The 25,378-nt window shown below is 33.2% G+C and carries 25 protein-coding genes; 6 read left to right on the top strand and 19 right to left on the bottom strand.

The window, feature by feature from the left end; genetic code table 11:
- Window positions 1-54: 54 nt before the first annotated feature.
- On the bottom strand, window positions 55-930 hold the full coding sequence (locus ACM6UH_RS03080; RefSeq protein WP_011302391.1) for an ABC transporter substrate-binding protein: 876 nt from the start codon (window positions 928-930) through the stop codon (window positions 55-57).
- Between the two features lie 212 nt (window positions 931-1,142).
- Between ACM6UH_RS03080 and ACM6UH_RS03075 the strand changes: the two genes are divergently transcribed.
- Window positions 1,143-1,511, top strand: a complete 369-nt coding sequence (locus tag ACM6UH_RS03075; RefSeq protein ID WP_047504906.1) for a VOC family protein — start codon at window positions 1,143-1,145, stop codon at window positions 1,509-1,511.
- A gap of 95 nt (window positions 1,512-1,606) precedes the next feature.
- Here the strand turns inward: ACM6UH_RS03075 and ACM6UH_RS03070 are convergent, their stop codons facing one another.
- The gene (locus ACM6UH_RS03070) at window positions 1,607-2,107 is read right to left on the bottom strand and encodes a GNAT family N-acetyltransferase (RefSeq protein WP_011302390.1); all 501 of its coding nucleotides are present in this window, start codon (window positions 2,105-2,107) and stop codon (window positions 1,607-1,609) included.
- Between the two features lie 248 nt (window positions 2,108-2,355).
- Window positions 2,356-3,060 carry an SDR family oxidoreductase gene (locus ACM6UH_RS03065; RefSeq protein ID WP_002482377.1) on the bottom strand — a complete coding sequence of 235 codons (705 nt, stop codon included), beginning with the start codon at window positions 3,058-3,060 and terminating at the stop codon, window positions 2,356-2,358.
- Between the two features lie 204 nt (window positions 3,061-3,264).
- On the opposite strand from ACM6UH_RS03065, the gene ACM6UH_RS03060 reads away from it, so the two are divergent.
- A complete protein-coding gene (locus ACM6UH_RS03060; RefSeq protein ID WP_002482376.1) occupies window positions 3,265-3,534 on the top strand; it encodes a DUF1413 domain-containing protein in 270 nt (89 codons plus the stop codon).
- A 202-nt stretch (window positions 3,535-3,736) separates the two neighbouring features.
- On the opposite strand, the gene ACM6UH_RS03055 is transcribed toward ACM6UH_RS03060, so the two are convergent.
- From ACM6UH_RS03055 to ACM6UH_RS03000, 12 genes are all read right to left on the bottom strand, one after another.
- The gene (locus ACM6UH_RS03055; protein WP_011302389.1) at window positions 3,737-3,928 is read right to left on the bottom strand and encodes a hypothetical protein; all 192 of its coding nucleotides are present in this window, start codon (window positions 3,926-3,928) and stop codon (window positions 3,737-3,739) included.
- A gap of 207 nt (window positions 3,929-4,135) precedes the next feature.
- Window positions 4,136-4,387, bottom strand: a complete 252-nt coding sequence (locus tag ACM6UH_RS03050; protein ID WP_225791774.1) for a hypothetical protein — start codon at window positions 4,385-4,387, stop codon at window positions 4,136-4,138.
- A 14-nt stretch (window positions 4,388-4,401) separates the two neighbouring features.
- Complete coding sequence (locus ACM6UH_RS03045) at window positions 4,402-4,824, bottom strand: hypothetical protein (RefSeq protein WP_225791773.1); 423 nt, start codon at window positions 4,822-4,824, stop codon at window positions 4,402-4,404.
- A gap of 127 nt (window positions 4,825-4,951) precedes the next feature.
- Window positions 4,952-6,025, bottom strand: coding sequence for a YkvI family membrane protein (locus ACM6UH_RS03040; RefSeq protein WP_011302387.1), 1,074 nt, complete (start codon window positions 6,023-6,025; stop codon window positions 4,952-4,954).
- A gap of 271 nt (window positions 6,026-6,296) precedes the next feature.
- Window positions 6,297-7,046, bottom strand: coding sequence for an SDR family oxidoreductase (locus tag ACM6UH_RS03035; protein WP_250644998.1), 750 nt, complete (start codon window positions 7,044-7,046; stop codon window positions 6,297-6,299).
- 402 nt (window positions 7,047-7,448) lie between these two features.
- Window positions 7,449-8,807: a gluconate:H+ symporter gene (locus ACM6UH_RS03030; RefSeq protein ID WP_047504548.1), complete on the bottom strand. Its 1,359-nt coding sequence runs from the start codon at window positions 8,805-8,807 to the stop codon at window positions 7,449-7,451.
- A 189-nt stretch (window positions 8,808-8,996) separates the two neighbouring features.
- Window positions 8,997-10,544: a gluconokinase gene (gene gntK, locus ACM6UH_RS03025; RefSeq protein WP_011302383.1), complete on the bottom strand. Its 1,548-nt coding sequence runs from the start codon at window positions 10,542-10,544 to the stop codon at window positions 8,997-8,999.
- A gap of 36 nt (window positions 10,545-10,580) precedes the next feature.
- Window positions 10,581-11,261: a GntR family transcriptional regulator gene (locus ACM6UH_RS03020; protein ID WP_047504551.1), complete on the bottom strand. Its 681-nt coding sequence runs from the start codon at window positions 11,259-11,261 to the stop codon at window positions 10,581-10,583.
- 180 nt (window positions 11,262-11,441) lie between these two features.
- Complete coding sequence (locus ACM6UH_RS03015; protein WP_225791772.1) at window positions 11,442-11,915, bottom strand: hypothetical protein; 474 nt, start codon at window positions 11,913-11,915, stop codon at window positions 11,442-11,444.
- 108 nt (window positions 11,916-12,023) lie between these two features.
- Window positions 12,024-12,158 carry a MerR family DNA-binding transcriptional regulator gene (locus ACM6UH_RS03010; RefSeq protein WP_011302380.1) on the bottom strand — a complete coding sequence of 45 codons (135 nt, stop codon included), beginning with the start codon at window positions 12,156-12,158 and terminating at the stop codon, window positions 12,024-12,026.
- A 79-nt stretch (window positions 12,159-12,237) separates the two neighbouring features.
- The gene (locus tag ACM6UH_RS03005) at window positions 12,238-12,933 is read right to left on the bottom strand and encodes a GTP pyrophosphokinase (protein WP_002482367.1); all 696 of its coding nucleotides are present in this window, start codon (window positions 12,931-12,933) and stop codon (window positions 12,238-12,240) included.
- Window positions 12,934-13,138: 205 nt separating this feature from the next.
- The gene (locus tag ACM6UH_RS03000; protein WP_047504556.1) at window positions 13,139-13,552 is read right to left on the bottom strand and encodes a DUF2188 domain-containing protein; all 414 of its coding nucleotides are present in this window, start codon (window positions 13,550-13,552) and stop codon (window positions 13,139-13,141) included.
- 181 nt (window positions 13,553-13,733) lie between these two features.
- Here ACM6UH_RS03000 and ACM6UH_RS02995 point away from each other — a divergent pair, with 181 nt between their 5' ends.
- Together ACM6UH_RS02995 and ACM6UH_RS02990 are read left to right on the top strand one after the other, a co-directional pair.
- Window positions 13,734-14,897, top strand: coding sequence for a hypothetical protein (locus tag ACM6UH_RS02995; RefSeq protein WP_047504559.1), 1,164 nt, complete (start codon window positions 13,734-13,736; stop codon window positions 14,895-14,897).
- Window positions 14,897-16,108 (top strand): cell envelope integrity protein TolA, encoded by a 1,212-nt coding sequence (locus ACM6UH_RS02990; protein WP_047504561.1) that lies wholly within the window; start codon window positions 14,897-14,899, stop codon window positions 16,106-16,108. The genes ACM6UH_RS02995 and ACM6UH_RS02990 overlap by 1 nt, the downstream gene beginning before the upstream one ends.
- Window positions 16,109-16,235: 127 nt before the next feature.
- On the opposite strand, the gene ACM6UH_RS02985 is transcribed toward ACM6UH_RS02990, so the two are convergent.
- The 3 genes from ACM6UH_RS02985 to ACM6UH_RS02975 all read right to left on the bottom strand — a co-directional run bounded on the left by ACM6UH_RS02985 (window position 16,236) and on the right by ACM6UH_RS02975 (window position 20,296).
- Window positions 16,236-18,161 carry an FUSC family protein gene (locus ACM6UH_RS02985; protein ID WP_047504564.1) on the bottom strand — a complete coding sequence of 642 codons (1,926 nt, stop codon included), beginning with the start codon at window positions 18,159-18,161 and terminating at the stop codon, window positions 16,236-16,238.
- A gap of 511 nt (window positions 18,162-18,672) precedes the next feature.
- Complete coding sequence (locus tag ACM6UH_RS02980) at window positions 18,673-18,957, bottom strand: putative quinol monooxygenase (RefSeq protein WP_011302374.1); 285 nt, start codon at window positions 18,955-18,957, stop codon at window positions 18,673-18,675.
- Between the two features lie 61 nt (window positions 18,958-19,018).
- Window positions 19,019-20,296 carry an MFS transporter gene (locus ACM6UH_RS02975; RefSeq protein ID WP_011302373.1) on the bottom strand — a complete coding sequence of 426 codons (1,278 nt, stop codon included), beginning with the start codon at window positions 20,294-20,296 and terminating at the stop codon, window positions 19,019-19,021.
- A gap of 267 nt (window positions 20,297-20,563) precedes the next feature.
- Here ACM6UH_RS02975 and ACM6UH_RS02970 point away from each other — a divergent pair, with 267 nt between their 5' ends.
- Window positions 20,564-21,172: a DedA family protein gene (locus ACM6UH_RS02970; protein ID WP_002482360.1), complete on the top strand. Its 609-nt coding sequence runs from the start codon at window positions 20,564-20,566 to the stop codon at window positions 21,170-21,172.
- A gap of 199 nt (window positions 21,173-21,371) precedes the next feature.
- Here the strand turns inward: ACM6UH_RS02970 and putP are convergent, their stop codons facing one another.
- Entirely contained in the window at window positions 21,372-22,916 is a 1,545-nt protein-coding gene (gene putP, locus ACM6UH_RS02965) for a sodium/proline symporter PutP (RefSeq protein WP_047504567.1), read from the bottom strand.
- 501 nt (window positions 22,917-23,417) lie between these two features.
- On the opposite strand from putP, the gene ACM6UH_RS02960 reads away from it, so the two are divergent.
- A complete protein-coding gene (locus ACM6UH_RS02960; protein WP_433911993.1) occupies window positions 23,418-25,370 on the top strand; it encodes a fructose-1,6-bisphosphatase in 1,953 nt (650 codons plus the stop codon).
- Window positions 25,371-25,378: the final 8 nt, after the last annotated feature.

Below are 25,378 nucleotides of genomic sequence, written 5' to 3'. Positions count from 1 at the left end.
GCACGTCATAGATATCAAATTATATAAATTCGATGACTATGACGTGCTTAGTTTTTACTTATGCTTTAAAAGTTCTTTTTTAAATAGTTCAGCTTGTTTCTCTACTGAAATTAAATCTGCATAAATTGCTTCATCCATAGAATAATAAATAACATTACCGTTTTGAACAGCTTTATTATTTTTCCAAGTATTTGATTTCACAAAATCATTATTCGGTTTCTTACCATCTTTAGTAGGAAGGAGTAAATAATCTCCCGAATACGTATTGAATTTCTCTTTTGGAACTTTCATAAACTTCTCTTTTGGCATTGCTTGCTTAGCTTCTGGGTCCTCTTTCAACTTAAACCCTTCATATATAGCTTCACTTCCGCGGCCGAATCTAGGGCCAAATTGATAAATATCTTTTGCTTGAATATCCATAATTGAAAAAGTATTATCTTTACCAATTGCTTTCTTAATTTCTTTACCATCTTTAGCTAGTTTTTCTGATAGTTTATCAGCTTGTTTTTTAGCTTTAGCTTCTTTGTTTACTAATTTCCCAATTTCAATATGTGTATCTTTATAGTCCATATCCTGTACTTTAATAGGTACTGTCAGTGCAATTTTAGCTAATTTTTTATTATTCTTGTTCTCTTTATATGTAATAATTAAATCTGGTTTTAATTTTGCCGCCGCTTCAACATTTTCAGGATCAATTTTTTTAACCTTACTCATATCTAAATATTTAGAATCTGGAAATACATTTGTGATAGCGACAGGTTTAACACCTAATTTTTTAAAGTTTCCATAATTAGCGGTTAACACAAGTACTCTTTTTGGATTTTTAGGTATTTTTACTTTACTACCATCATCTGTAGTATAAGTCTTTGTACCTTTGTCATCTTTTGACTCTGAATTTTTCGAACCATTACCGCAAGCTGCTAAAAACAATAACTAACATAACATCAAGCATAAAATTTTTTTCAAAACGATAACCTCTTCTCTTGTTTATTACTACCATTTTAATCGAAAACGATTATCAATTGCAATAGAATAAAATGAACTTTTAAAATAATTAGTTGCTTCTAATTTATAAAAAAATAATTTACCAAATACTTTTATAGTTATATTTTTGCTATTATATATTAAAGGAGTTGTTATTTATATTCAATCAATTTTTAGGTATTGATCATGTTCAGTTAGCTGCACCACCTCACAATGAATCGTTAGCAAAGGCTTTTTATTCTGATAAATTAGGTTTTAAAGAAATAGCAAAACCCTCCAATCTCGCGAAAAATGGTGGCGTTTGGTTTCAAGTTGGTGACCAACAACTACATATTGGTGTTCAAGATGACTTTAAACCAGCAACAAAGGCCCACCCAGCCTTTTTAGTACAGAACGCTTCAGATATACGGAAAGAACTTGAAGCTAAAGAAATTGAAATCATCTATGGTGATGAACTTGAAGGCGCCAATCGTTTTTATATCTATGACCCATTTGGTAACAGAATTGAAATTATAGGATGGTTATGATATTTCAAACTAAAAAACCAGAACGAGACATAATGGTGACTCGCCCTGGTTTTTTTATGTGCACCCATGAGTTGAATACGTGTTATTTATAACAACTACACTTCAAGATACATTAAGTCTTCATCATAATACCTATGACCATCAAAGATTGATTTAGGTTCCCTACCATAACGCTTAAACCCTAATTTTTCATACAAACGAATGGCTTGTGTATTCTCAGATAATACACATAAGCCAATGATTTTCACAACACCAACCACACTAACATCGTTAATGATATGTTGTATCATTTGAGCTGTAATACCTTGACCTCTATATCGGGGATCACAATAGACAGTCACTAAGTTACCTTTATGTTTTACCTTTTCCATTCTCTCACTATAAAATGTAGCGATACAAATAAGCTCCCCACTATCAAACGTGCCTATCGTAAAATGCGTATCATTTAATTTAAGCCGTGCTTTAAATTCATCTTCCGGCAATGATTTTTCACGTTCATATGTTGATACAAATCCCTTTGGATCCGTCTGTAACGATTTTAATCGAATGGCTCGGTACTGTTTTACATCTCTTTCGGTAAGGTATCGCATTTCCATTTTTCTCACTTCTTTCACGAATACATTCAAGCTAAACTATTAGTAAGATGAACAAAATCAAAAAGTCCTGATAAAAATTTCATAGTCTTCGCTCTTATTAAATAACGCGTTAAATGAATCTCATTTGCGTAATACATGAGCTAGCGTTTTTATATTTGTAACTTAGCATGTAGATTACAGTCCATATAAATTAATTTGGCCGAGACACTTCTTATTGATGTCCCCGCCTTCTAATATTTCATTTATGTTTAAACAGGTCTCACTGTCACTTCATTCACATTGACATGGCTTGGTTGCTGTAATGCATAAATTGCTGCTTCTGCAATATCTTTAGGATCTAATTTTTTGCGTGCTCCCCAATCTGTATCTCCACTTAATGGTGTATCAACCATCCCAGGAGAAATACTTGTCACACGTACGCCTGTTTTCGCTAATTCTTTTTCTAGACCTTGTGTAATACTGTGTACAGCTGCTTTGGATGCACTATAAAGCGTGCTTTTTTTAGTAACTTCAAATCCAGAAATTGAGGCAATATTGATAATGTGACCACTAGACTGATTTAGCATAGATGGTAGCACAGCATTAATTGTATATAAGGTACCTTTGATATTCACATCAATCATTGCTTCCCATGCTTCAACGTCACCCTCAGTTATTGCTGATGATAACATTAAGCCAGCACTATTCACTAAAATATCAATCTGACCAAATTTTTCTTTTGTTTTTTCAACTAATTCTGTTACTTCTTCTTTGTGTGTAACATCCACAATACTTGTCTCAACTACTGCTTGTTTATTATCTTGTATACGTTTAGCCACTTCTGCTAAGCGCGACTCATCTCGTCCTGTTAAGACAACTTTGACTCCTTGATTAGCTAATGTTTCGGCTATACTTGCACCGATACCACTACTCGCTCCTGTTACGACTGCCACTTTATCTTGTAATTCAACCATGTATATCTTCCTTTCTATTTATACTTCTCTATATTTATTTAAATATTTCTCTAATTACGATTATTGTATCATGGCGTTTTCATTTTCTTGAAAGTTTTGCTTTTGATTAGCTTGTCAATATCCATATTTCAATATAAAGTGGGTATATAATAAAGTATATATTAATAATGTTTATTGTAGCGTTAAGGGAGGGGCATATATATTATGAATTTTGATGAAAAATTAGAAGCATTAAGAAAATCAATAGATCGAACAAGTTTCCAATTTCATTTTGAAGATTTATTCGACAAAGATGAATGGATTCAAATGCCTATATTAGAACGACAACAATTAGAAAAAACTTTCCGTAAATATGTAGCACAACATAATCACTTACGTATTCCTTATGCATCTGAAGAACATATTCGTATGCGTATGTACAACTCTTTATATGATTTTAATGAAATCAAGCATAATTTTAAAGATTATGTTTAATTGTCATCATTAAATACTATAACTAAAAGCCTATGTTACTGGATGGACAGTAAACATAGGCTTTTTAAAATACTTTAGGGCGTTTCAAATAAATCATGAAAGTTAATACGAGGGAGAAAAACTTTAATAATAATACCCGTTTGCTATATTCATAAATTGTGAATACAACAAAACTTTTTAATTACTTGATGCATACAGTGTATTAATGATTAACTAATAGCGTCTTTTTCAATCCATAGTTGTATAATTTTTCTGCATCAATATAAGCTATATAGTCAATACTTCTGTATCCATCTTTAATATCATTAATAATACCTTGATTTACACCTGTATGAATGTAAATTTCATAGCTGCTTTCATTTGAAAAAATAACCTTTTCAATTACTTCTCTCATATGAATCACTCCGTATTTTTTCTTTCGCAAAGCTTGCGTCATTTATTACATCTTTATCTTAATTCATAAGGATACAAATTGGAAGCGTTTTGTGATTAATTTCACAAATTTATCACTTTTGCCTTTCTCCGGTTAATTTCCTTAGTTTTAAAATTGACAATTTAATCAATACAGCAATTTTAACTTCTGTTAAGATACACGAAGTTTTTAAAATGCCTTATACTGTTCATTTAAAATATCATCTTTCACTCTACGTAGCCCAGAAACAGATAAATTCATCCTATTTAAAATGTCTAATGCCTCATCCACATTGCCATTTTCTACTGCAGTAAGCAGTTGATTTTCTAAATTATAGCGTTGCTCTATTTCTCTTAACGTATAATCAATCTGAGTCTTAGATTCTGCAAGTGACGCCGTACTTGAATGAAAATGGAAATCTATTTTTTCAGTCTCATACACAATATTTCGCTTCTTCAAAAAGCGAATTTCTTCTGTGCTTTTACATGGTGACACAGTGGTATACGTAATAAATATTGCTTTAATATAGACAATTTAGATATTTTAATATTCGTTTGTTGTAGCAGTTCATTACAACGTCGTTCATTAGGTCGCTGTTCCATGTATGGTCCTATAATGTAAATCTGTTTATATTTCTTAAACTTAAATATTAAGAAGTTCACATCGAAAACATTGGTATAATGGTAAATTTTATTACTGCCCATATTGACGATAAAATGTTTCAACTCATCTTTGAATTGTTTACGTGACGTATTTGTAAATGGTGACTTGATATGATTGCTGATCCCTTTTAAGTCATCCATATCATAGCCTTCTAGTTGAATCCCCAATAATTGCAACGCATTCGTCTGTAAAATTTCTAATGTTTCCTCGTTCATAAAAAAAACACCCTCTATTCCTTTATTTTATTATAACTAAAAATAAAGATAAGGTGTGTTTCGAAATTAATTTTATATACATAAATATCAACAAGCATAAACAAAGTTATAGATTATAATAAAACTTTTATATATCTTTCTTGCCAAACTTCAATTTAAAAGGTGCATACAACAATACAAAAATTAATACAAGGCCTAGGTATCCGATTAATGGGTAGAAGATTGCTACTAAATCTGTAAAACCAACAAAACTCAGACATAGACCTACAATAACGGTAACAGCATAGAACAGTTTGAAGCGTTTCGTATCTACGACTGTAAACCTTGTAGCAAACGCATAAAACATACCCAAACCCGTATTAAAGATCATTCCAAAAATAACAATAGCCATAATGACTCCAAGTATTGGTGAAATATGATTCACAATACCTAACATTGGCATTTCCATATTTCCAACAGTATCTATTTGCGTGAATATAGCCAGATGACTCAATACAATCATGACGCCTAACGCGAGTCCACCAACTAGTCCACCAATAGCTGCTACTTTCGTATTCTTCTCTGAACCTCCCATAACAATGGCCATTGATGCACCTACAGCTGTATTAAATGATGCGTAGTTCACACCTGCTACAAACCAATTCGGTAATGTTGAAGGTTTCGCATCAGACAAAGTATTTAACTGTGAAAATGAACTATCCGTTGTCATAAAACTATAAACTGAAATAATAATTATAAAAATGATTAAAAACGGCGTAATATTTCCAATTACTTTTACAACACCTTCAACTTTCAGCATACCCGCGAGAATGATAAGTACAGTCATCAATAGTGTGCCAACGATAGATGGTAAGCCAAACTGCTGATTAAGATTTGAACCTGCACCTGCAATCATGACAACCCCTACACCAAATAATGTGAATATGATGACTAAATCAATCACCCATCCCAATAATTTTCCAAACATTGACTTACCCGTGATACGATGAATGACTTCTTTATGAGAATCAGTTTCAGACTTACTTCCCAGCCAAACTAACATCATTCCAACATATGTAAATAATGCGGTCGTTATCATTGCGCCGAATGTTCCCATCATGCCAAAACTTGTGAAGTATTGGAGCACTTCTTGTCCAGAAGCGAATCCTGCACCAACAATGACGCCAATAAAAGCACTCGCAATCAATAATATCCTTTTCATTTTCCAACCCCCTATAGCGATATAACTACTTCCTTTACAACATACTTCCGTTTATCTCTATACTTTAATCTAGCATCTAAATTATACATTCCAATGCATTTTCAGTATGTTCAGACAATAGTAACTTCTCTATTTTATCATTTTAAAATTAATTCATGTTGTAATTCAATGGTCTCACATTCAAACAAACGGCATTGATATCAACATTATTAAATTTGTTTCATTAAAAAATCGGACAAAAATGATTTTGTCCGAAGCATCTGTTTATCTATTATCTTAGTAAATAACCACCATCTACTGGTAATGATATACCTGTTACATAATCTGAGGCTTCACTAGCTAGAAATATAAGTGGACCCATTAAATTTTCCAGAACACCCCATTCTCCCGATGGTATATGTCCTTTAATTTCTCGCCCTCGAATTGGATCTTCTTCTAGCACTTTCGTCATATCAGTACGGATATAACCAGGAGATAATGCATTTACTTGTATATTGTATGGTGCCAAAGCATCTGTATAGGCGCGCGTAATGCCAACTACGCCATGCTTACTCGCTGCGTAAGGAAAGATATTTTTTCCAGCGCGGTATGACTGCATAGAACCTATATTAATGATTTTACCTGAGCCTTGTTCTGTCATCACTTTAGCCGCTTCGTGAGCCATATAATACGTTGCATTTAAATTAATTTCTATGACATTTTGCCAATCTTCATCTTTATAATCTAAAATATTATTTCTAATTTGAACACCTGCATTATTAACTAATATATCAAGTGATCCCCACGTTCCAACTGCATTTGTGATAACCTTTGCTGCAGAACCCGATTCGGTTAAATCTTGCTGAAGGAAGGATACATTTTTATAATCTAAAATATTATTTCTAATTTGAACACCTGCATTATTAACTAATATATCAAGTGATCCCCACGTTCCAACTGCATTTGTGATAACCTTTGCTGCAGAACCCGATTCGGTTAAATCTTGCTGAAGGAAGGATACATTACCCTCATGCTGTTTCACATATGCTTTCATTTCATCCCAGGCATTGGTTGAAGAACTAACTACAGTTACATTTGCCCATACATTGTTAAAGCAATGGTATAATATTTGCCTAATCCGCGTGCACCGCCTGTTACTATCGCATTTTTACCTTTTAAAGAAAAACTTTCTAAACTAAATTTTGTCATTTTCAAACTCCTTCACTGACCCTTTTACGTTAAAACATTGTCCAAGTATTCATTTAGTAAGCCTTTGTACCATGCTATAAAATAAACCAAACTCAATAATTAACTTAATTTAAAATAAGCTTAATCTAAGCCTTTAAAAATTGAAGTTATGTTAGTGAGTCTGGTCAAAAAACATCTACAATGTAAACCGTGATCCTATTCAATCTTCTATCGTTTTCACTGCTATGATTTCGTTTTATACAAATATACTTAAAATCAAGATAAAGACAAGACCTGAAACTGAGATAACTGTTTCTAGTAATGACCATGTTAGGAAGGTTTCTTTAACTGTTAAACCGAAATATTCTTTGAACATCCAGAACCCAGCATCATTAACATGAGATAAAATAACACTCCCTGCACCAATTGCTAATACCACTAATGCAACGTTAACGTCTGATGCTTGTAATAACGGTAAAACGATACCTGTGGATGAAATAGCAGCTACGGTTGATGACCCAAGTGCAATACGAAGCACTGCAGCTACAATCCACGCAAGTAATATCGGAGACATTTCTGTACCTTCAAATAATTTAGCGATTGTATCACCGACACCGCCATCAATTAATACTTGTTTGAAAGTACCGCCACCACCAATAATTAAAATCATCATTCCGATTGGATAAATCGCATTTGAAACTGAATCCATAATATCGGCATTTTTACGTCCTTGTTTGATACCCATTGTAAAAATCGCAAATAAGACAGCGATCAACATTGCAGTTGCTGCAGTACCAATAAAGTAAATAAATGATTCAAAACCATTCGTCGCTGATTCATGTCCTGTTACTAACTGTACAATTGTTGATAATAACATTAAGATAACTGGAGACACAGCTGTCAAAAAGCTGATGCCAAATCCTGGCATTTCTTCTTCAGTAAATTCTTTTTGTGCACCTAAAGCTGATATGTCCCCTTCACGACCATAAGCTGATGGTGTGATTTTTTGTGCAATTTTATTGAATAATGGTCCAGCAATTAATGTCACTGGTATTGCAATAATAATACCGTATAGTAATACATGTCCTAAGTTTGCTTGTAATTCTTTTGCAATTACAACTGGGCCAGGGTGTGGTGGTAAAAATCCGTGTGTTACAGATAGCGCCACTACCATTGGTAAGCCTAATTTTAATTGTGAAACATTAGCTCGTTTGGCAATCGTAAATACCAATGGAATTAATAAGACAAGACCTACTTCAAAGAATAACGCAATACCTACAATAAATGCGGCAACTAACATTGCCCATTGTACGTGCTTATGACCGAATTTCTTTATAAGCGTATCAGCTATTCGCGTAGCACCGCCACCGTCCGCAAGTAATTTACCGAGAATGGCACCTAGACCAAATATTAAAGCAATGTGACCTAGTGTACTGCCCATGCCATTTTCGATTGTTTCTATGATTTTATCTAAAGGCATTCCTAGTAATATAGCAGTTACAACTGATGTAATAATAAGTGAAATAAACGTGTTTAATTTCAAGAATATGATGAGCGACAATAATACAATGATACCGATTACCACAGTGATCAGTGGCCAAATTGTTTCAAACATTTCCGTTCTCCCCTTTCAATATCAAGATTGAATTTCAGCTAATTGAAATCGCCATTCAATCTTGGTAACGCTTTCTTAATTACGTAAAATTTTTATCCCTAATAATATGACACAGGTAAGGTAACGTCATGATTAAAAATACATTGTTTGTTTAACCATGACATCCATTATACCTGCTCTAATATTTCATCATTCGTCTTCTGTCATATGTTCGCGTTGGAATGCTGCTATTTCTGTATAACGTGCTTCCAATGAACGACTTAAATTAATAAATATAGATATTAACTGTTGATACGTTCTTACATTATCCTCATTAGGATGATGTTTGTTTGTTGTTCCAACCATATCTTCTATAATTGAAAAATCATCAATTTCACCTAATGCCTTCATACCTAATACGCAAGCGCCTAAGCAAGAACTTTCGTAACTTTCTGGCACAATTAAATCTGTATCAAATATATCTGCCATCATTTGACGCCAGACTTCACTTTTAGCAAAACCACCAGTCGCCTTGATTGTTTTAGGCGTTTCATTCATCACTTCAATAAGCGCAAGATACACAGTGTATAGATTATAAAGTACACCTTCTAAAGCGGCTCTTATCATATGTTCTTTCTTATGTGATAGTGTTAAACCAAAGAATGAACCTCTTGCATCAGCATTCCATAAAGGCGCACGCTCTCCCGCTAAATAAGGGTGGAAAATTAGTCCATCTGCACCGGGTTTGACATTATTAGCAATCTTGGTTAAGACATCATAAGAATCAACGCCTAAACGTTTAGCTGTCTCTACTTCACTAGCTAGTAATTCATCGCGTAACCATCTCAGTACAACACCACCATTATTAACTGGACCACCAATAACATAATGATCTTCTGTCAGAACATAGCAAAATATTCTACCTTTATAGTCTGTACGTGGTTTGTCAATCACGGTTCTGATGGCACCAGAAGTTCCAATGGTCACTGCAACTTCACCTTTTTTAAATGCGTTCACACCTAAATTTGAAAGTACGCCATCGCTTGCACCCACTACAACTGGCGTATTTTCATCGATACCCATTAATGCTGCATATCTACGTTTCATACCTTTTAAGATGTGTGTCGTTGGTACAATCTCAGGCAATTGAGATTCAGTTATACCTAAAAGCGACAAGGCTTCTTTATCCCATTCCAACGATTCCAAATTAAGCATCCCTGTCGAAGAAGCCATTGATTGATCAATCACAAACGTTTCAAAAAGTTGATAAAAGATATAGGTCTTAATATCCGCAAACGTTGCAGTTTGATTGAATATTTCTTGTTGTTCATGTTTCATCCAGAATATCTTAGACAATGGCGACATTGGATGGATAGGTGTCCCTGTTCTTTGATAAATCGCATCGCCATTATGCTTGGTTTTAATTGCTTCTGCATATCGACTCGCACGATTATCAGCCCAAGTTAAATTCTCTGTTAAACGTTGATGACTTGCGTCCATTGCAATTAAACTGTGCATTTGTGCACTAAATGAAATTAATTTGAGGTCTTCTTTAGCTATGTCTGCCTCTCTCATAATATATTTTATGGTCATTAACACGGCATCAAATAATTCATCTGGATTCTCTTCTGAAACTTCAACATTTGGCGTGTGCAATGGATAACCAATATTATGTTTCATTATAAACTGACCTTTTTCGTCATAAAGTACTGACTTTGTACTTGTTGTACCAATATCAACACCAATCATGTATTTCATGATTTCGCCTCCTACAATCTTTACTGCATTAAATTGCTAAGTTAACCAAAAACTATCGATGTCTTCACCAACATCATCAAAGTTTAAATGGAATGCTTTATTTAATTTCTTAGCATCTTGTTGTTCTATCGCTTCTATAAATATCTCATGGTTATGATGAATACGTTCAAAATCTTCCGGATTCTCATTCATTCTTTTACGCATAGATAATAATATGAGTGATTCCATCACTGGTCTCAAATTATTCCAGAATGTTTTTAAATATTGGTGCTTTGAAGCCATAATCGTTACTTCATGAAATTTCATATCATGTTCAGTGAAGGCTTCTGCATCTTCAAATTGCACTGCAACTTTCATCATTTCAAGCTGCTTTCTCATTTCTTTTATAATTTGCTCATGATTTAAGTTTTTAATTCTACTAAAAGCAAAGGACTCTAGCATAACTCTCAAATCATAGAGTTCCTTTTTCTCTTTATCTTCAAACGGTAAAACTTCTGCTCCCATTCGTTCAAGATGAATGAGTTGGTCTTGCTTTAATAATTTAAATGCATCTCTCACTGGTGATCGACTTACATTATATTCTTTAGCAATTTGGTTCTCCGTTAATAATGTATCTGGTGCTATTTTTCCATCTACAATTCTCAGTCGAATTTCTGCCGCAATCATTTCGCCCTTTGAAACACCTTCTAACCATTGTTCTGGGTAATCGTATTTCACTAAAACATCACCTCGATAACTTTACTATATACTTGTATACAAGTATATTAAAACACAAGTACCTAATTTGCAAGCGCTTGCAATTATAAATATCGTTTTCTTAAAGTAAAAAAAACGATATGTCAGGTTTCATCCCTCACACATCAGTTTCAAAAATTTTTTTATTCATATGAAATTTGATTAAGATTGGACAATTGCTACACAGTGATGATCTTGGTCACAATGTGGACATTGTAATTTTCTCGTTTTAGGTGTATGTGCCGAAAACATCCATTGCTTTAAATTGGGTTTAAATGTTGCTTGGCAATTTGGACAAACATAGCTTAGTGCCGTATAAGTAAATATTGTAAAATTTACAGCATAGGTAAACAATATAGGTGAGGTAGATAACAATGGCCACCATTTTTTAGTGACCATACTTGCTATTAAAGCAGTATATTGAAATATACCTATAGGTATGATGCGATACAATACAGATTGTTTAAATTGTTTCATTTTTGGTTTTTGATTTACGTATGTTTTTGTTACTAATAGTTTTTCTAAAGGCACTTCAGAACGTCGACCAATATATTGTTTAAATTGTCGTATCTCTGCAAGCAAAGTCTTATGGCTCTGCATTTCCTTTTCTATCTCTAATTCCTTTTGTTCTAACATAACACGAACCGTTTTCAACTTATTTTTTTCATTCAAGATTGTTTTAATATCTTTCAAGGAGAAATTAAAAGCTTTTAAAATTAGAATGATTTCTAAATCTTGTTTGCTTTATTCATCAAATATACGCCGCCCATTTTTTGCTGTTTGTACCGTTTTTAATAAACCTTTTCTATCATAATATTGAATGGTCCGAACAGAAACATTTTTTAGTTTCGCTAATTCACCTGTTTGATATTGGCTCATGTAATCACCTCCTGAGTCTAATCATAGTTGATGACGCGACGTCATGAGCAAGCAAATTGTTATATTGCATTGTTATTATTTAATTATCAAATACTTCAGAATGTATTTCCTGCATTTTACTTTCTACTGATGTAATGTCTGTTGCACATTGTTTCAATATCGCTTTATATTTTTCCGTATTTTCTGTGTTTTTATAACGTATTTTATGCTCTAAGCTCGCCCACATATCCATTCCAATCGTTCTTATTTGTATTTCTACGGGAACTATTTCAACAGAATGCGCTAAATAAACTGGAATGGTTACAACAATATGTAAACTTCTATAACCATTTTCTTTCGGATGTTCGATATAATCTTTACGTTTAATCAATTTCACGTCTTCTTGTTTTAATAATAATTTTTCAATAACATATATATCATCAAAGTAATTACAAACTACTCTAATACCGGCAATATCTAATATGTTTTCTTTTGCTGACTCAGTACTAATAGGGTAACGCTTTCTGTCTAATTTTTTAATTAAGCTTCTCATCTCTTTCACACGACGTTCCATGTGATGAATGGGATTATGTTTATACATCTGTTGAAATTGATCATCTAAAATATCTAACTTTGTACTAATTTCTTTAAGAGCCGACGTATAAAGTTGTTCTAAAGCAACAAAGCCTACAACCATATCTAATGCTTCTTCTGACGCGTTTATATGATCAATACTTTCCTTAAATTCAGCTTTCAAATCGTCAATGTTTACCGAGGGTTTACGTTCTATATACATTTTGTCTTACCTCCAATAAAAAACTTCTTTAAAATTCATTATAGCTTATTATAATTGACTTATTAAATTTAAAAGCTATTCAAATTTTACGCTTCTAAAAGATTCAATTTGTGTTTTAAGTGGTTATTTTCAATACAGAAAAGCAACCCAATGCCTTCAATTTATGCATTGGATTGCCCTTTTAATTATTCTAGCATGCTTAATTTTATTCATCTTTTTTATGTTCGATAATTTCAGTTCTACGGTTATCAGCGATATTACGTGCACGTTTCATTGCATCTTCTTTTTTATCGAAACTATCAGATGCCTGTTTCGCACCATCTGATTTAATCTTCCATTCATCATCTTCATAATAAACATGTACATCTTTCTTGTTTAATGAAGGATCTGCTGAATCATCTTTTTCATGTTTAGTAATTTTTTTGTTTTTTAAGGATTCCAATTCTTTTTCGGATGCATCTTTATACCAAGATTCTGCTTGCTTTGTAGCAATAGGTATCACGTTACTCTCCTCATAACCATCTTTTAACAGGGCATTGCCAATATCAATGGCTTTTTTTCGTTCAAGTTTATCCATATTTTTCCAACTTTGAGGGTAATCTTCCATTGTCCAAGGCATTATGAGCACTTCCAATCTGTTTTCTTCTTGTTATCTATTTACCACTAAAATTGAATAATAAACGCGCGCTAACGCTTGATATTTTGTACTCTTATAATATGGTTCATGATTAATACTGGTCATAAAGGGAATTATAAAACAGTTGAAATTTAATCATATACATAGATTGGTGGTGTTGTTTATGGCTAATATCACCGTTGGTTTGATCCCTTCACCCGATATGCCACATAAAATTATAAATAAAATATATACTGATTTACCGAATGAAATCCGTCATCATACAGGGGGAAATGATGAATGGCATATTGAAAAACATATTGCTTCAATTGTAGGCACTGCTGAGCACATGGATAAAGCAATGGATATCACTACGAATATGAAAAAACAAAAAGCATGGGACTATGCTATTTGTATTACAGATTTACCTAATCTTTCTAACAATAAAACCGTCGTATGTGACATAGACTTAACAAATAATATTGCCTTGATTTCATTACCAGCATTAGGTGCAATAAATTTAAAACAAAAATTACGAAATTTTATTTCATTTGTCATTCAATATATGCATAGTAATGGTTCAGATAATAATCTCTTGAATAGTCAACACTTTAAATTAACGAAATTTACCACAGTTACTCCAAATGAAGAAGATAAAAATAAAAATCATTTACGTATCATTTCAACATCTACCTTCATAGGTTGGTTACACCTCATATCTGGTATGACTTTTGCTAATGAGCCATGGTCAACAATTTTTGATTTCAAAAAAATCATTTCTGTCTCCTTTGCGACAGGTACTTATATTTCAATTTTCTCTACTCCTTGGGATATAAGCTTAGATTATGATTATTGGCGCTTCATTTTACTTATGTTTATGTCCATTTTCGGCATGGTTGGTTGGCTTATTTATTCTTATAATTTATGGGAACGTAAAAACCCAAAAACACAAAAGTTATATAGATATATCTATAATTTTACAACGTTGACCACATTAACTGTAATTACGCTTTTTAATTTTATAACCCTATTTCTATTACTAACCATTAGCACATTATTATTTGTACCTCCGGAATTGTTTTCCAACTGGACTTCGCTTGGTAGTAAACAACCCACTTTAATCAATTATATTAATTTGATATGGTTTATCACTTCTTTAGGAATCTTAGCAGGTGCAATGGGATCAACCGTAGAAAATGCTGACAAGATTAAACGTGCTACTTATTCATTCAGACAATATTATAGAAACAAGCAATTAGAACAAGAAAATGATGCGGATTATAATAACGATGAAGAATCAAATGATTATGCAGGTCGAAAACAAACGCACAGAGAGGAGGAAGAATAATGTGCAATCACATTATCAAGATAGGTTTAGTAGCTGCACCTGGTGTGACTGAAACAATAGCCAACCATTTGCAACAAGAGCTACCTTCATTGTTATCATCTGCTATAAATTCAGAAGTTGAATGGCAAATTGATACAATGATTGACCCACTTACTGGTTCTGCTGAAACGGTGCAAAAGATATACACTAAAATTTCTGATTATCAAAATGATAATGAATGGCAATATACGATTGGTTTAACGGATTTACCAATTATTAAAAACAAGCATGTTGTCGCATTTGATATCAATAGTAAAAATGGCGCAAGCTTAATTTCATTACCTGCATATGGTTGGCGCCCCATAAAAAAAAGAATTAAGCATTCCATATCGGGCATTATTAAAGCAATTGACGAAAATATGAATCCAAACCAATCGTCTACTCAACATCATAGTGAAGAACAATTAAATTCACAGTTCCCCTTTTCAACTTTAGAAACACATACTGAGTACTTTGAAGATACAGACTCTCAACATACTTTATATTATGTATCTTCGAATACGAGAGGCATGATACGTTTAATTAGTGGGATGACTTTTGCTAACAACCCTTTTAATATGCTCAAAAGCCTCAGTAATGTAGTTACTATTGCCTTTACAACTGGTGCCTTTGGTATTGTCTTTACAACAATGTGGAATTTAAGTTTTGTTTATTCTGGATGGCGCATGTTATTAATTATGTTGGTCGCTATTTTAGGTATGATGTTGTGGGTTATTGTTGCACATGGTTTATGGGAATCTACTTCTGAAAGTAAAGATAGACAAATAACAATATTATACAATTTAACTACAACTTTAACGTTAACTGTATCCATTGCTTTTTATTATGTCATATTGTTTTGTCTTTTCTTGTTAGCCACACTCGTTGTATTACCACCAGGATATTTAGGGCAAGCACTACAGTTACAGGGCTCGGCTAACTTTATGACTTATATTAATCTCGCTTGGTTTGCAACATCCATTTCTACTGTTGCAGGTGCAATTGGTGCTGGATTAAATAATGAATCACAAATACTAGAAAGTACATACGGTTATCGCCAAAAACAACGTTATCAAAAAATGAATGAAGATAAACAAAATGAAGCAGAAAAAGAACAACATGCGCAAGCTGCCGTTGAAAAGAAAAAACAAGAAAGTGAAGCAAAGGCTAGACAAGAACGCAGCGATGATTGACACTTTCAAGTGGCGGCAGTCTGACCTAAGACAACCCGCACACTACCTATCTCAATATACTCAAATATTTTTAATAAAAAGGCCAAGACATTAATAAATGTCTTGGCCTTTTTTCAAATCACCATATTTAATTAAGAGATAATTTAACTTCTTTTCGAGCATTGACACAGTTGTTTTGTATACTCATTAAAGCTGTTTTTATATGTGTATATTGCGGTAATGCAGCCATTTCTTGAACTTGAATATTCGTGCCTCTTTCAAAATGTTTGGCTATATTTTCAAAGACAAGTAAATACTGTCCCATCGTTTCATCATCAATATGATATCGTTTTTCATTACTTAGTGCTCTTGTTAACATAAAGCTGATTTCTTCTAATGCGTAAATGCTTGGATAATAATACTGTATAACCATTTTATTACTGAATAGTTCACCGTTTGCACTGTTATACACTTGGGTCATATTATTCAATTTCACACTTAGTTTTAACATTTCTTTTTTATCTTGTTCTCTAGATGCATATTTGTTACTTGAGAATAAGTAATGAAATAATATGGATTCGTCTCTCGCTACGGCTGCTAATGTACTTGGCAACATAGAAGATGCTGTTTTTCTACCAATCACTAGCAAGCAAATCACTGCGATGATAATTCCTACAATTACATCAATAATTCTTGGTAATGCAATGAGTATGGTTAGATGATTTGACGCTAATCCATTTAACAAGATAACTTGTATCGTGATAAATATAACTGCAAATGAGTAATTTGCACCTACAAACATTTCTGTCACACCGGCAGCTAAAGCCAATAAAACAATGGCTACTGGTACAGGCGGTGTTGTTAATAAGATGAGTGATAACATCAACACCCCGAAGATCGTGCCAACGCCCCTTGACCCAGCTCTTTCAAAGCTATGCAGTGTTGTAGAGCCTAGTAAGACTGTATGTGTACTCAAAGGTATCCAGTAGGCTTTTTCAAAATCAAACATTAAAGCAATAAAAATAGAAATTGCCATAATGACTGTGTAGCGTATTGTATTTCTAAATATAAAAGAATCTAACGTCAAGTTTTTCAACATGCGATGTCCATAAATTGGTACACGAATATCTATTTCATGTTCGACTCTATCATTATTTGCATTCATAATTGCGTCAACTTTAATGATACTATCTACTAAACTTTGATACTCTTTATCGAAATCTACTTTTTTAGTCCACTGTTGGGTTGACTTACCAAGTGAATAAACACGTTTAATGACAAAATCCGTCATTTCTTTTATTTCCGTTGGTAACGGACGTGCATTACGTTCATTGAGTTCCAATAGTTCGGAATGAATACCTTGCGCCGTATTATGCAATAATAATAAGCGTTGAAATTCAGGTGAGGTTTTCGATTTTGGTGTACTTGACGTAATCAATTGATTATCCGAATTTCTGAAAGCTGTTACTGCAAATTGTGATGCTTTCGCAAACGCTTTGGGATCATCAAAGTTATAGACCAATTGTTTAATAATATTATAATCATTTTTAATGGCTTTGATTTCTGTAGATTCTTTAGATAGTAGGATTACAACGATTACAATCAGTGTTGCTAATAATCCACCTACAAACATTGCTAGACCTCTAGTTAATGCTTCTTCTGGCGCTACTGGTAAATTAATTGGCAAACTGAAGGCAACGATAAAGAAGGTTGAAGATGGCCCTGGGATATTTAACGAACTAAAGATGTAATATGGAATAACAGTTACTAATAGTAGTAACACACCAAATATAAGTGGTTGATTAACTGTGAGTGTCCCTAAAATCATCGCAATGGATAAACCTAACGATGAAAATAAGACAATGCGTAACTTAGATCTCTTAGGACCGCCAAATACATAAATATGCGCTAGCGTCCCTGTTGAAATGAGTAATCCCGTAGAAAAGTGACCTGTCAAATAGCCAACAAGTAACGGAATGAGCATGAGAATACATTGTCTTATACCTTTAGCAACATCGATTTTCATCGAATTGAAACGTATTAATGACTTTAAATATTTAATCAATGTTGTCATGCATCTCCTTTAATTTTTAATATTTCGTATTTTATTTCATTTATTGTCACCATATCAAATGACATTTAAAAATACGTTACTCATAAATAACGTATTTTTCAGAAAAACATATAGGTAAAGTAAACATCAACTTACTTTTCATTTTATAAAATCTATATCTTCATTCTAAAATATCCGCGCATAAATTCGTAACAACACCTTACTATTTTAACACTTTTTTTAAATTCTTCTAGTGGCGATGTCTTTAAAATAAATTCACCTCCATATCATTGTCTTTATATTCACATACATACGTGCTCATTTAATTCTTCTCAAATCGCTGTGTAAATCATGGCAAGTGCTATATAGACAGAGTTCATGACTAAATATTCAAATTTAGCTATTTATCCATCTAATACGTTATGTAATGACATTATATTTACACAATAACAAGCCCATTTTTTTCTCTCTTATCACACTATTCAAAAAAACCCTGAACTCACAGTTATTTGTAAGATCAGGGTTTAAAATATTAATTTGAACTTAGCACTTTAATTTCAGGTTCTTCAACTAAGTATTGTTTAACTTCGCTAAAGAATTGTTGAAAGTGTTCTGACTGATTATGCGCTTCCAAAGCTTGTTCATCTTTATATCGTTCAATAAAAGCAAACGTATTCGGTTCATCTGTATTTTCAAAATGTTCATAGTATAATGCACCTGCTTCTTGATTTGAAGCGCGCTTTAATGGTTCTATTAAAGCTAAGTAATTATTACGTTGAGCAGCATCCACTTTCATAATCGCATTGATAGTAATCATATCATTTCCTCCATTATAAGCATGATGTTTAATAATTACCTAAAAGTTAATAAATTAAACATTACAAGTCTTCTTTTTCTACGATAAGTGGTTGGTCTGGTTTTACAAAGAACCACATAATAATTGCGAAAACAACTGGGATAATAACAAGTTCTAACGTTACTGTCCAACCTACAATATCAACCATCATACCAGCTAATAGTGGACTTAATAACGCACCAATGTTCCCCCATAAATTCATCCAACCTGATACAGAACCTGAGAAGTTACGTCCTAAATCTGTTGCTGCTGCCCAGCTCATTCCAGTCGCAATACCAATACCACCTAAACAAAGCGATAACCAAATAACATTTGTTACTAAATTATCCGTTTGTATAGACATGAAGAGTGAAATACAGAATACAACAAATCCTGTGATAGCGATAGAAGCACGTGCTATGAAACGTGACATACCACTTTGTAATAATTTATCTGAAATAGCACCACCACATAAAATCAATAAGAACATTGCAATCCATGGTGCACCGGCTGCCCAAGCCATGTCTGGATCTGTTAATTTAACGTTATACTGTTCCGTTAAATAGGTTGGTAACCAAATCAAGAATAATGAAACGACGAATTGTACTACAAAATATTGAGCTGCTAATGCATAGAAACTAAAGCGTTTTAAAAATATATTCCATGGCGCATTAGATTTTTCAGTTTTAATAATGTCTCGATTTTCCATAATATAGCTTTTTTCTGCTTCATTAACCATTTTATGTTGTTCTGGCAAGTCTTTGGCAATAACCATCCATAATATAGCAATAATAAAACCAATAGCACCAAAAATATAGAAAACGGCTTGCCAACCAAACATATTTACGATTGCAATGGTTACTACTGGCGCGATGACTGGGCCAAAATAGGATCCAGCTAATAACGCACTAGATGCGCGTCCTTTCTCACCTTTCGCAAACCAGTTCGTATTAAAAACTGCGTTAGAAGGATACATTGGCGCTTCACCAATACCAAATAAGAAACGCACTGCATATAACATCCCGTGATTCTTCACAACACCTGTCAATATTGTAAAGGCACTCCACCATACAAGTGCAATAGTTAACATTTTTTTAGAACCAAATTTCTCAGCTAAAAATCCAGAAGGCACTTGCATCAGTGCATACCCCAGTGAGAAGAATGACGCTAATAACCCAAATTGTGTCTTATTCAAATGTAAATCTTCCATCATCGGACCGGCTATAATCGATATGTTCGAGCGGTCCATATATGCAATAACCCCTATAATGAAAAACGCTATGGCAAAATACCATCTAATATTTGTTCTTTTTTGATCCATGTTTTCTCCAACTTTCTCCCAATCTTTTATAGTCATCATATGACCTATTGTTTATAGATAGTACCACAATATGAAATCGCTTACAACGACTTTTTTCAAAATTTACTTATTTAAAATGTAATATACTTCCTATAATTTGATTTCCACAAAAATCATCCTGTAGACCTATAACATAACAATGCATATTTATTGTTTTTGGACTATAATAAAAAGACATGTTTTAATTAACTACTAAGTTACATTTTAAAAGGAGCACATTGCAGAATTATGGAACAGATACTCACTGATTTTATTAGTACATGGGGCTACGCCGCAATCACTATATTAATATTACTTGAAAATATATTACCTTTTATCCCTTCAGAAATTATATTAACCTTTGCCGGACTGATGTCCGTCAAATCTGACTTATCCATTCCTGTACTCTTTACAATTTCAACCATTGCCTCATTAATTGGTTTACTTGTGCTTTACTATATTAGTAGGCTTGTTTCTGAAGAACGTTTGTATCGTTTTGTAGATAAATATGGCAAATGGATTAAACTTAAAGGTAAAGATGTTGCACGGGCAAACGATTGGTTTAAAAAATATGGCGCAATTGCTGTTTTTATTTGTCGCTTTATACCTGTCTTACGTGTACTGATTACGATTCCAGCGGGTATTAATCGCATGAACGTGATGCTATTCGCGATCTTGTCTTTAATCGGGACTACGATATGGAATTTTGCACTGATCTACCTGGGTAAAATGTTGAGCGGCAGTTGGGATATGCTAATGAATGGTCTCCATACATATTCATATATTATGTATGTCATCATCATTCTTGCAGTAATTTTCATTGTATATAGATTATTCAAAAAGAATCGCGCTCAATAAATAGATTCAATTCCAAACAAACAGGGTCTGACATCAATAAGTGTCAGACCCTGTTTTATCATAATATAAAAAGACTAACTCCCCCTTGAAGTTAGCCTTTTCTCTATTTAAAAATTTCTCCCTTTTGATAACAGACATAGCCAATTATCATTTTCTACATTAAATCATAATTTAAACCCCTTTTAAATTATGATTCTTTTTAATCTTCACCAGTTTTAACCAGACGGCGAACATCTGTTAAATCTGCTTCAACATCAATTTGTGGTTTCTTCGTGAATTTACTTACTACAACCGTAACGATTAAACTAGTTAAAAATCCAGGTATAATTTCATATAAATTAAAGAAATCATTCACATCACCTAATGGCTTAACAAATGCAATCCATATGATGACTACAATGGCACCTGATAACATACCACTTACAGCACCTGTTCTACTTAACCCCTTCCAATATAAGGATAAGAGTACAAGTGGTCCGAATGCGGCACCGAAACCAGCCCATGCATTACCTACTAGACCCAAAATGGTATCGTTAGGTGACCAAGCAATCCAAATCGAAACAATCGCTACGATGATGACTGATAATCGACCTACTAAAACAAATTCTTTTTCATGTTCCTTTGCAGCTTCCTCACCACGAATTAATTTATAAAAGTCTTCTGTTAATGAACTTGACGTTACTAACAATTGTGAAGAAATTGTACTCATAATCGCAGCTAAAATAGCAGCAAGCAAGAATCCACCAACTAACGGATGGAATAAAATTTGTCCCATTAAAATGAATAGTGTTTCAGGATTTTCTATATCTGTACCACTTTGATTAATAAACGCAATACCTGTCAATCCGACACCCACTGCGCCTAATAAGCTGATTGCCATCCAACCGATACCAAAACGTCTTGCCGTTGGTAATTGTTTGACAGATTTAATTGACATAAAACGTACAATAATATGTGGTTGACCAAAGTAACCTAATCCCCACGCAAAGAATGAAATAATACCTATAACTGTCGTTCCTTTAAACAAGTCTAAGTTTGTCGGTTTTAATTCTGCTGTTTGCGTAAAAGTATCAAGTCCGCTTAATTGCAACATAGCAACTATTGGTACCATAACCATAGCAATAATCATCACTACACCTTGGAAAAAGTCTGTTAATGATACTGCTAAATAACCTCCGAAAAATGTATAAGCAATGACAATCACAGCGACAAGTAACATACCAATGTGATAGTTAACGCCAAACGCACTTTCGAATAATACACCGCCTGATACCATTCCAGAATGCGTATAAAGTGTGAAAAATACAACGATAATGGCACCTGAAATAATTTTAATCGAATTAGATTTATCATCTAATCTATTTTTAAAGAAATCAGGTAGTGTAATTGCATCTCCGGCTTTTTCTGTATATACACGAAGTCGAGGTGCAACAACAATATAGTTTATGTATGCGCCAAGTGTTAATCCAATCGCTAACCAGGCTGCTGATAAACCGGTAGTATATACTTCACCAGGTAATCCCATAATCATCCAACCACTCATGTCAGATGCGCCTGCAGATAATGCAGTTACATATGGACCAATGTTTCTACCGCCCAGCATATATTCACTGACGTTACCGGTAGATTGTTTAAAGCCATAGTACCCAATCACTAGCAATACCACAAAATAAACGACAAGCATGATATATGTTTGCCAGTTTGGATCGACTTGACTCGATAATGATGTCCCCAATGTAAACATGAAACAAAACGCCCCCTTATAATTTTGTTACATGCATATATTATACAAAAATAAATTATAAATTAAACAGTAAATCAATAATTTTTTTCAAATAAAACCAATAAAATACAGCTTTATAGCGATTAATCATTGATTTAACAGTATTTTCAAGCTCCAAAATTATAATGGTAAAATTACTAAACAATGTTAATTATACAATAAATAACATTCATGAAAATGTATGTTTCCCACAACTTTTATATAAATCTCCACTTTATTATATTTGAGTAACATAATTTCCTTTTTCTACTTTTCTAACATATGCGCTTACTAATAAACCTTAAATTTTTCAGTTAGTAATATACACTCAATCCATTTTTTAGAATTTAATTTAACTTCATAATATAATAAGAAATAGACAAAGGCGTGCCAATTAATGCTACAATAAGAAACATAAATTGGAAGCGTTTTATAAAATGCATTTCATAATTACGATATTTTTACAACTGGAGTGACATAACCATGCAGAAATCAGCAGATAAGAGCCTAAAAGATAGATATTTAGATTTACTTTCACAACAATTTAATACTAAAGAAGAACTTGCAACAGAAATTATTAATTTAGAGTCTATTTTGGAACTCCCTAAAGGTACTGAACATTTTGTAAGTGATTTACACGGTGAATTTCATGCCTTTCAACACGTATTGCGTAATGGTTCAGGCAACGTTCGTTCAAAAATTAATGATATCTTCCAAGATACTTTGACACGCAAAGAAATTAATGAATTTTCTGCGCTTGTATACTATCCTGAAGAAAAACTTAAAATAATTAAAAACAGCTTTAGCTCAAAATCCGAGCTCAATGAGTGGTACATTACAACGATTAATCGTCTGATAAAACTAATCACCTATGCTTCATCCAAATACACGCGCACAAAGTTACGCAAATCTTTACCAAAAAATTACGTCTTTATTATAGAAGAACTGTTATATAAAAGTAATAAATATAATAATAAACATTCTTATTATGAAACATTAATTAATCAAATCATAGAGCTAGAACAATCAGATGATTTGATCATTGGCTTATCTTTCACAGTTCAGCACCTTGTAGTGGATCACCTTCATGTTGTTGGCGATATCTACGACAGAGGACCAGAACCTGATAAAATTATGGAAACACTGATTGATTATCCTTCAGTAGATATTCAATGGGGAAATCATGATGTCCTTTGGATTGGTGCCTATGCAGGTTCCAAAGTTTGCCTTGCAAACCTACTTCGCATTTGTGCACGTTATGATAACTTAGACATTATCGAGGATGCTTATGGTATCAATTTAAGACCCTTATTAACCCTTGCAGAAAAACATTATGATGGAAAAAACAAAGCATTCAGACCTAAAAATGCTGAAGGCTTAACTGAATTAGAACTTGAACAAATCACAAAATTTCATCAAGCCATCGCCATCATACAATTTAAATTAGAGGCACCAATCATTAAACGTCGCCCTACTTTTGAAATGGAAGAACGATTGGTATTAGAAAGTATTAATTATGAAAAAAATGAAGCAACACTCTATGGAAAAACATATCCATTAGAAAATACTTGTTTCCAAACGATTGACCCAAATGGTCCAAACAAACTCACAGACGAAGAGTCAGAAGTGATGGATAAACTATTATTATCTGTCCAACAATCAGAAAAATTGAAACGACATATGACCTTCCTTATGCAAAAAGGCACGCTTTACCTACCTTATAACGGTAATTTATTGATTCACGGCTGTATTCCAGTAGATGAAAATGGTGAAATGGAATCAATGGTTATCAACGATGTGAAATGCTATGGCAGAGATTTATTAGACCATTTTGAAGATTACGTCAGAGAAGCTTTTGATCACAATGATATTCAAGACGATTTAGCCACAGATTTAGTATGGTATCTTTGGACTGGTAAATACTCTTCACTATTTGGCAAACGCGCTATGACGACTTTCGAGCGTTACTTTATTAAAGACAAAACAGCGCATAAAGAAACTAAAAACCCTTACTACCATTTGCGTGAGGATGTTAATATGTGTAAAAAAATGCTCAAAGATTTTGGCTTAGACCCTGAACAAGGGCACATTATCAATGGGCATACACCTGTCAAAGAAATAGATGGTGAAGATCCAATTAAAGCTGAAGGAAAAATGATTGTGATTGATGGAGGCTTTTCGAAAGCTTATCAGTCAACAACAGGTATCGCAGGTTATACATTACTTTATAATTCATTTGGTATGCAACTAGTCGCACACCAACATTTTAATTCCAAAAAACATGTTTTACTGAATGGCGCTGATGAACTTTCTATACGTCGTGTCGTCGATAAGGAATTACAACGACAAAAAATAAGACATACAAACACCGGACAAGATATTCAAGAAAAAATCGATATTTTAAAAGAACTTATGCATGATCGTTATGTTAACTAATCAGTATT

Source organism: Staphylococcus sp. LKG4-2 (genome assembly GCF_050955665.1).
Classification (GTDB): Bacteria; Bacillota; Bacilli; order Staphylococcales; family Staphylococcaceae; genus Staphylococcus; species Staphylococcus saprophyticus.
The sequence above is the reverse complement of the archived record's forward strand: the minus strand, read 5'-3'. Positions and strand labels throughout refer to the sequence as shown.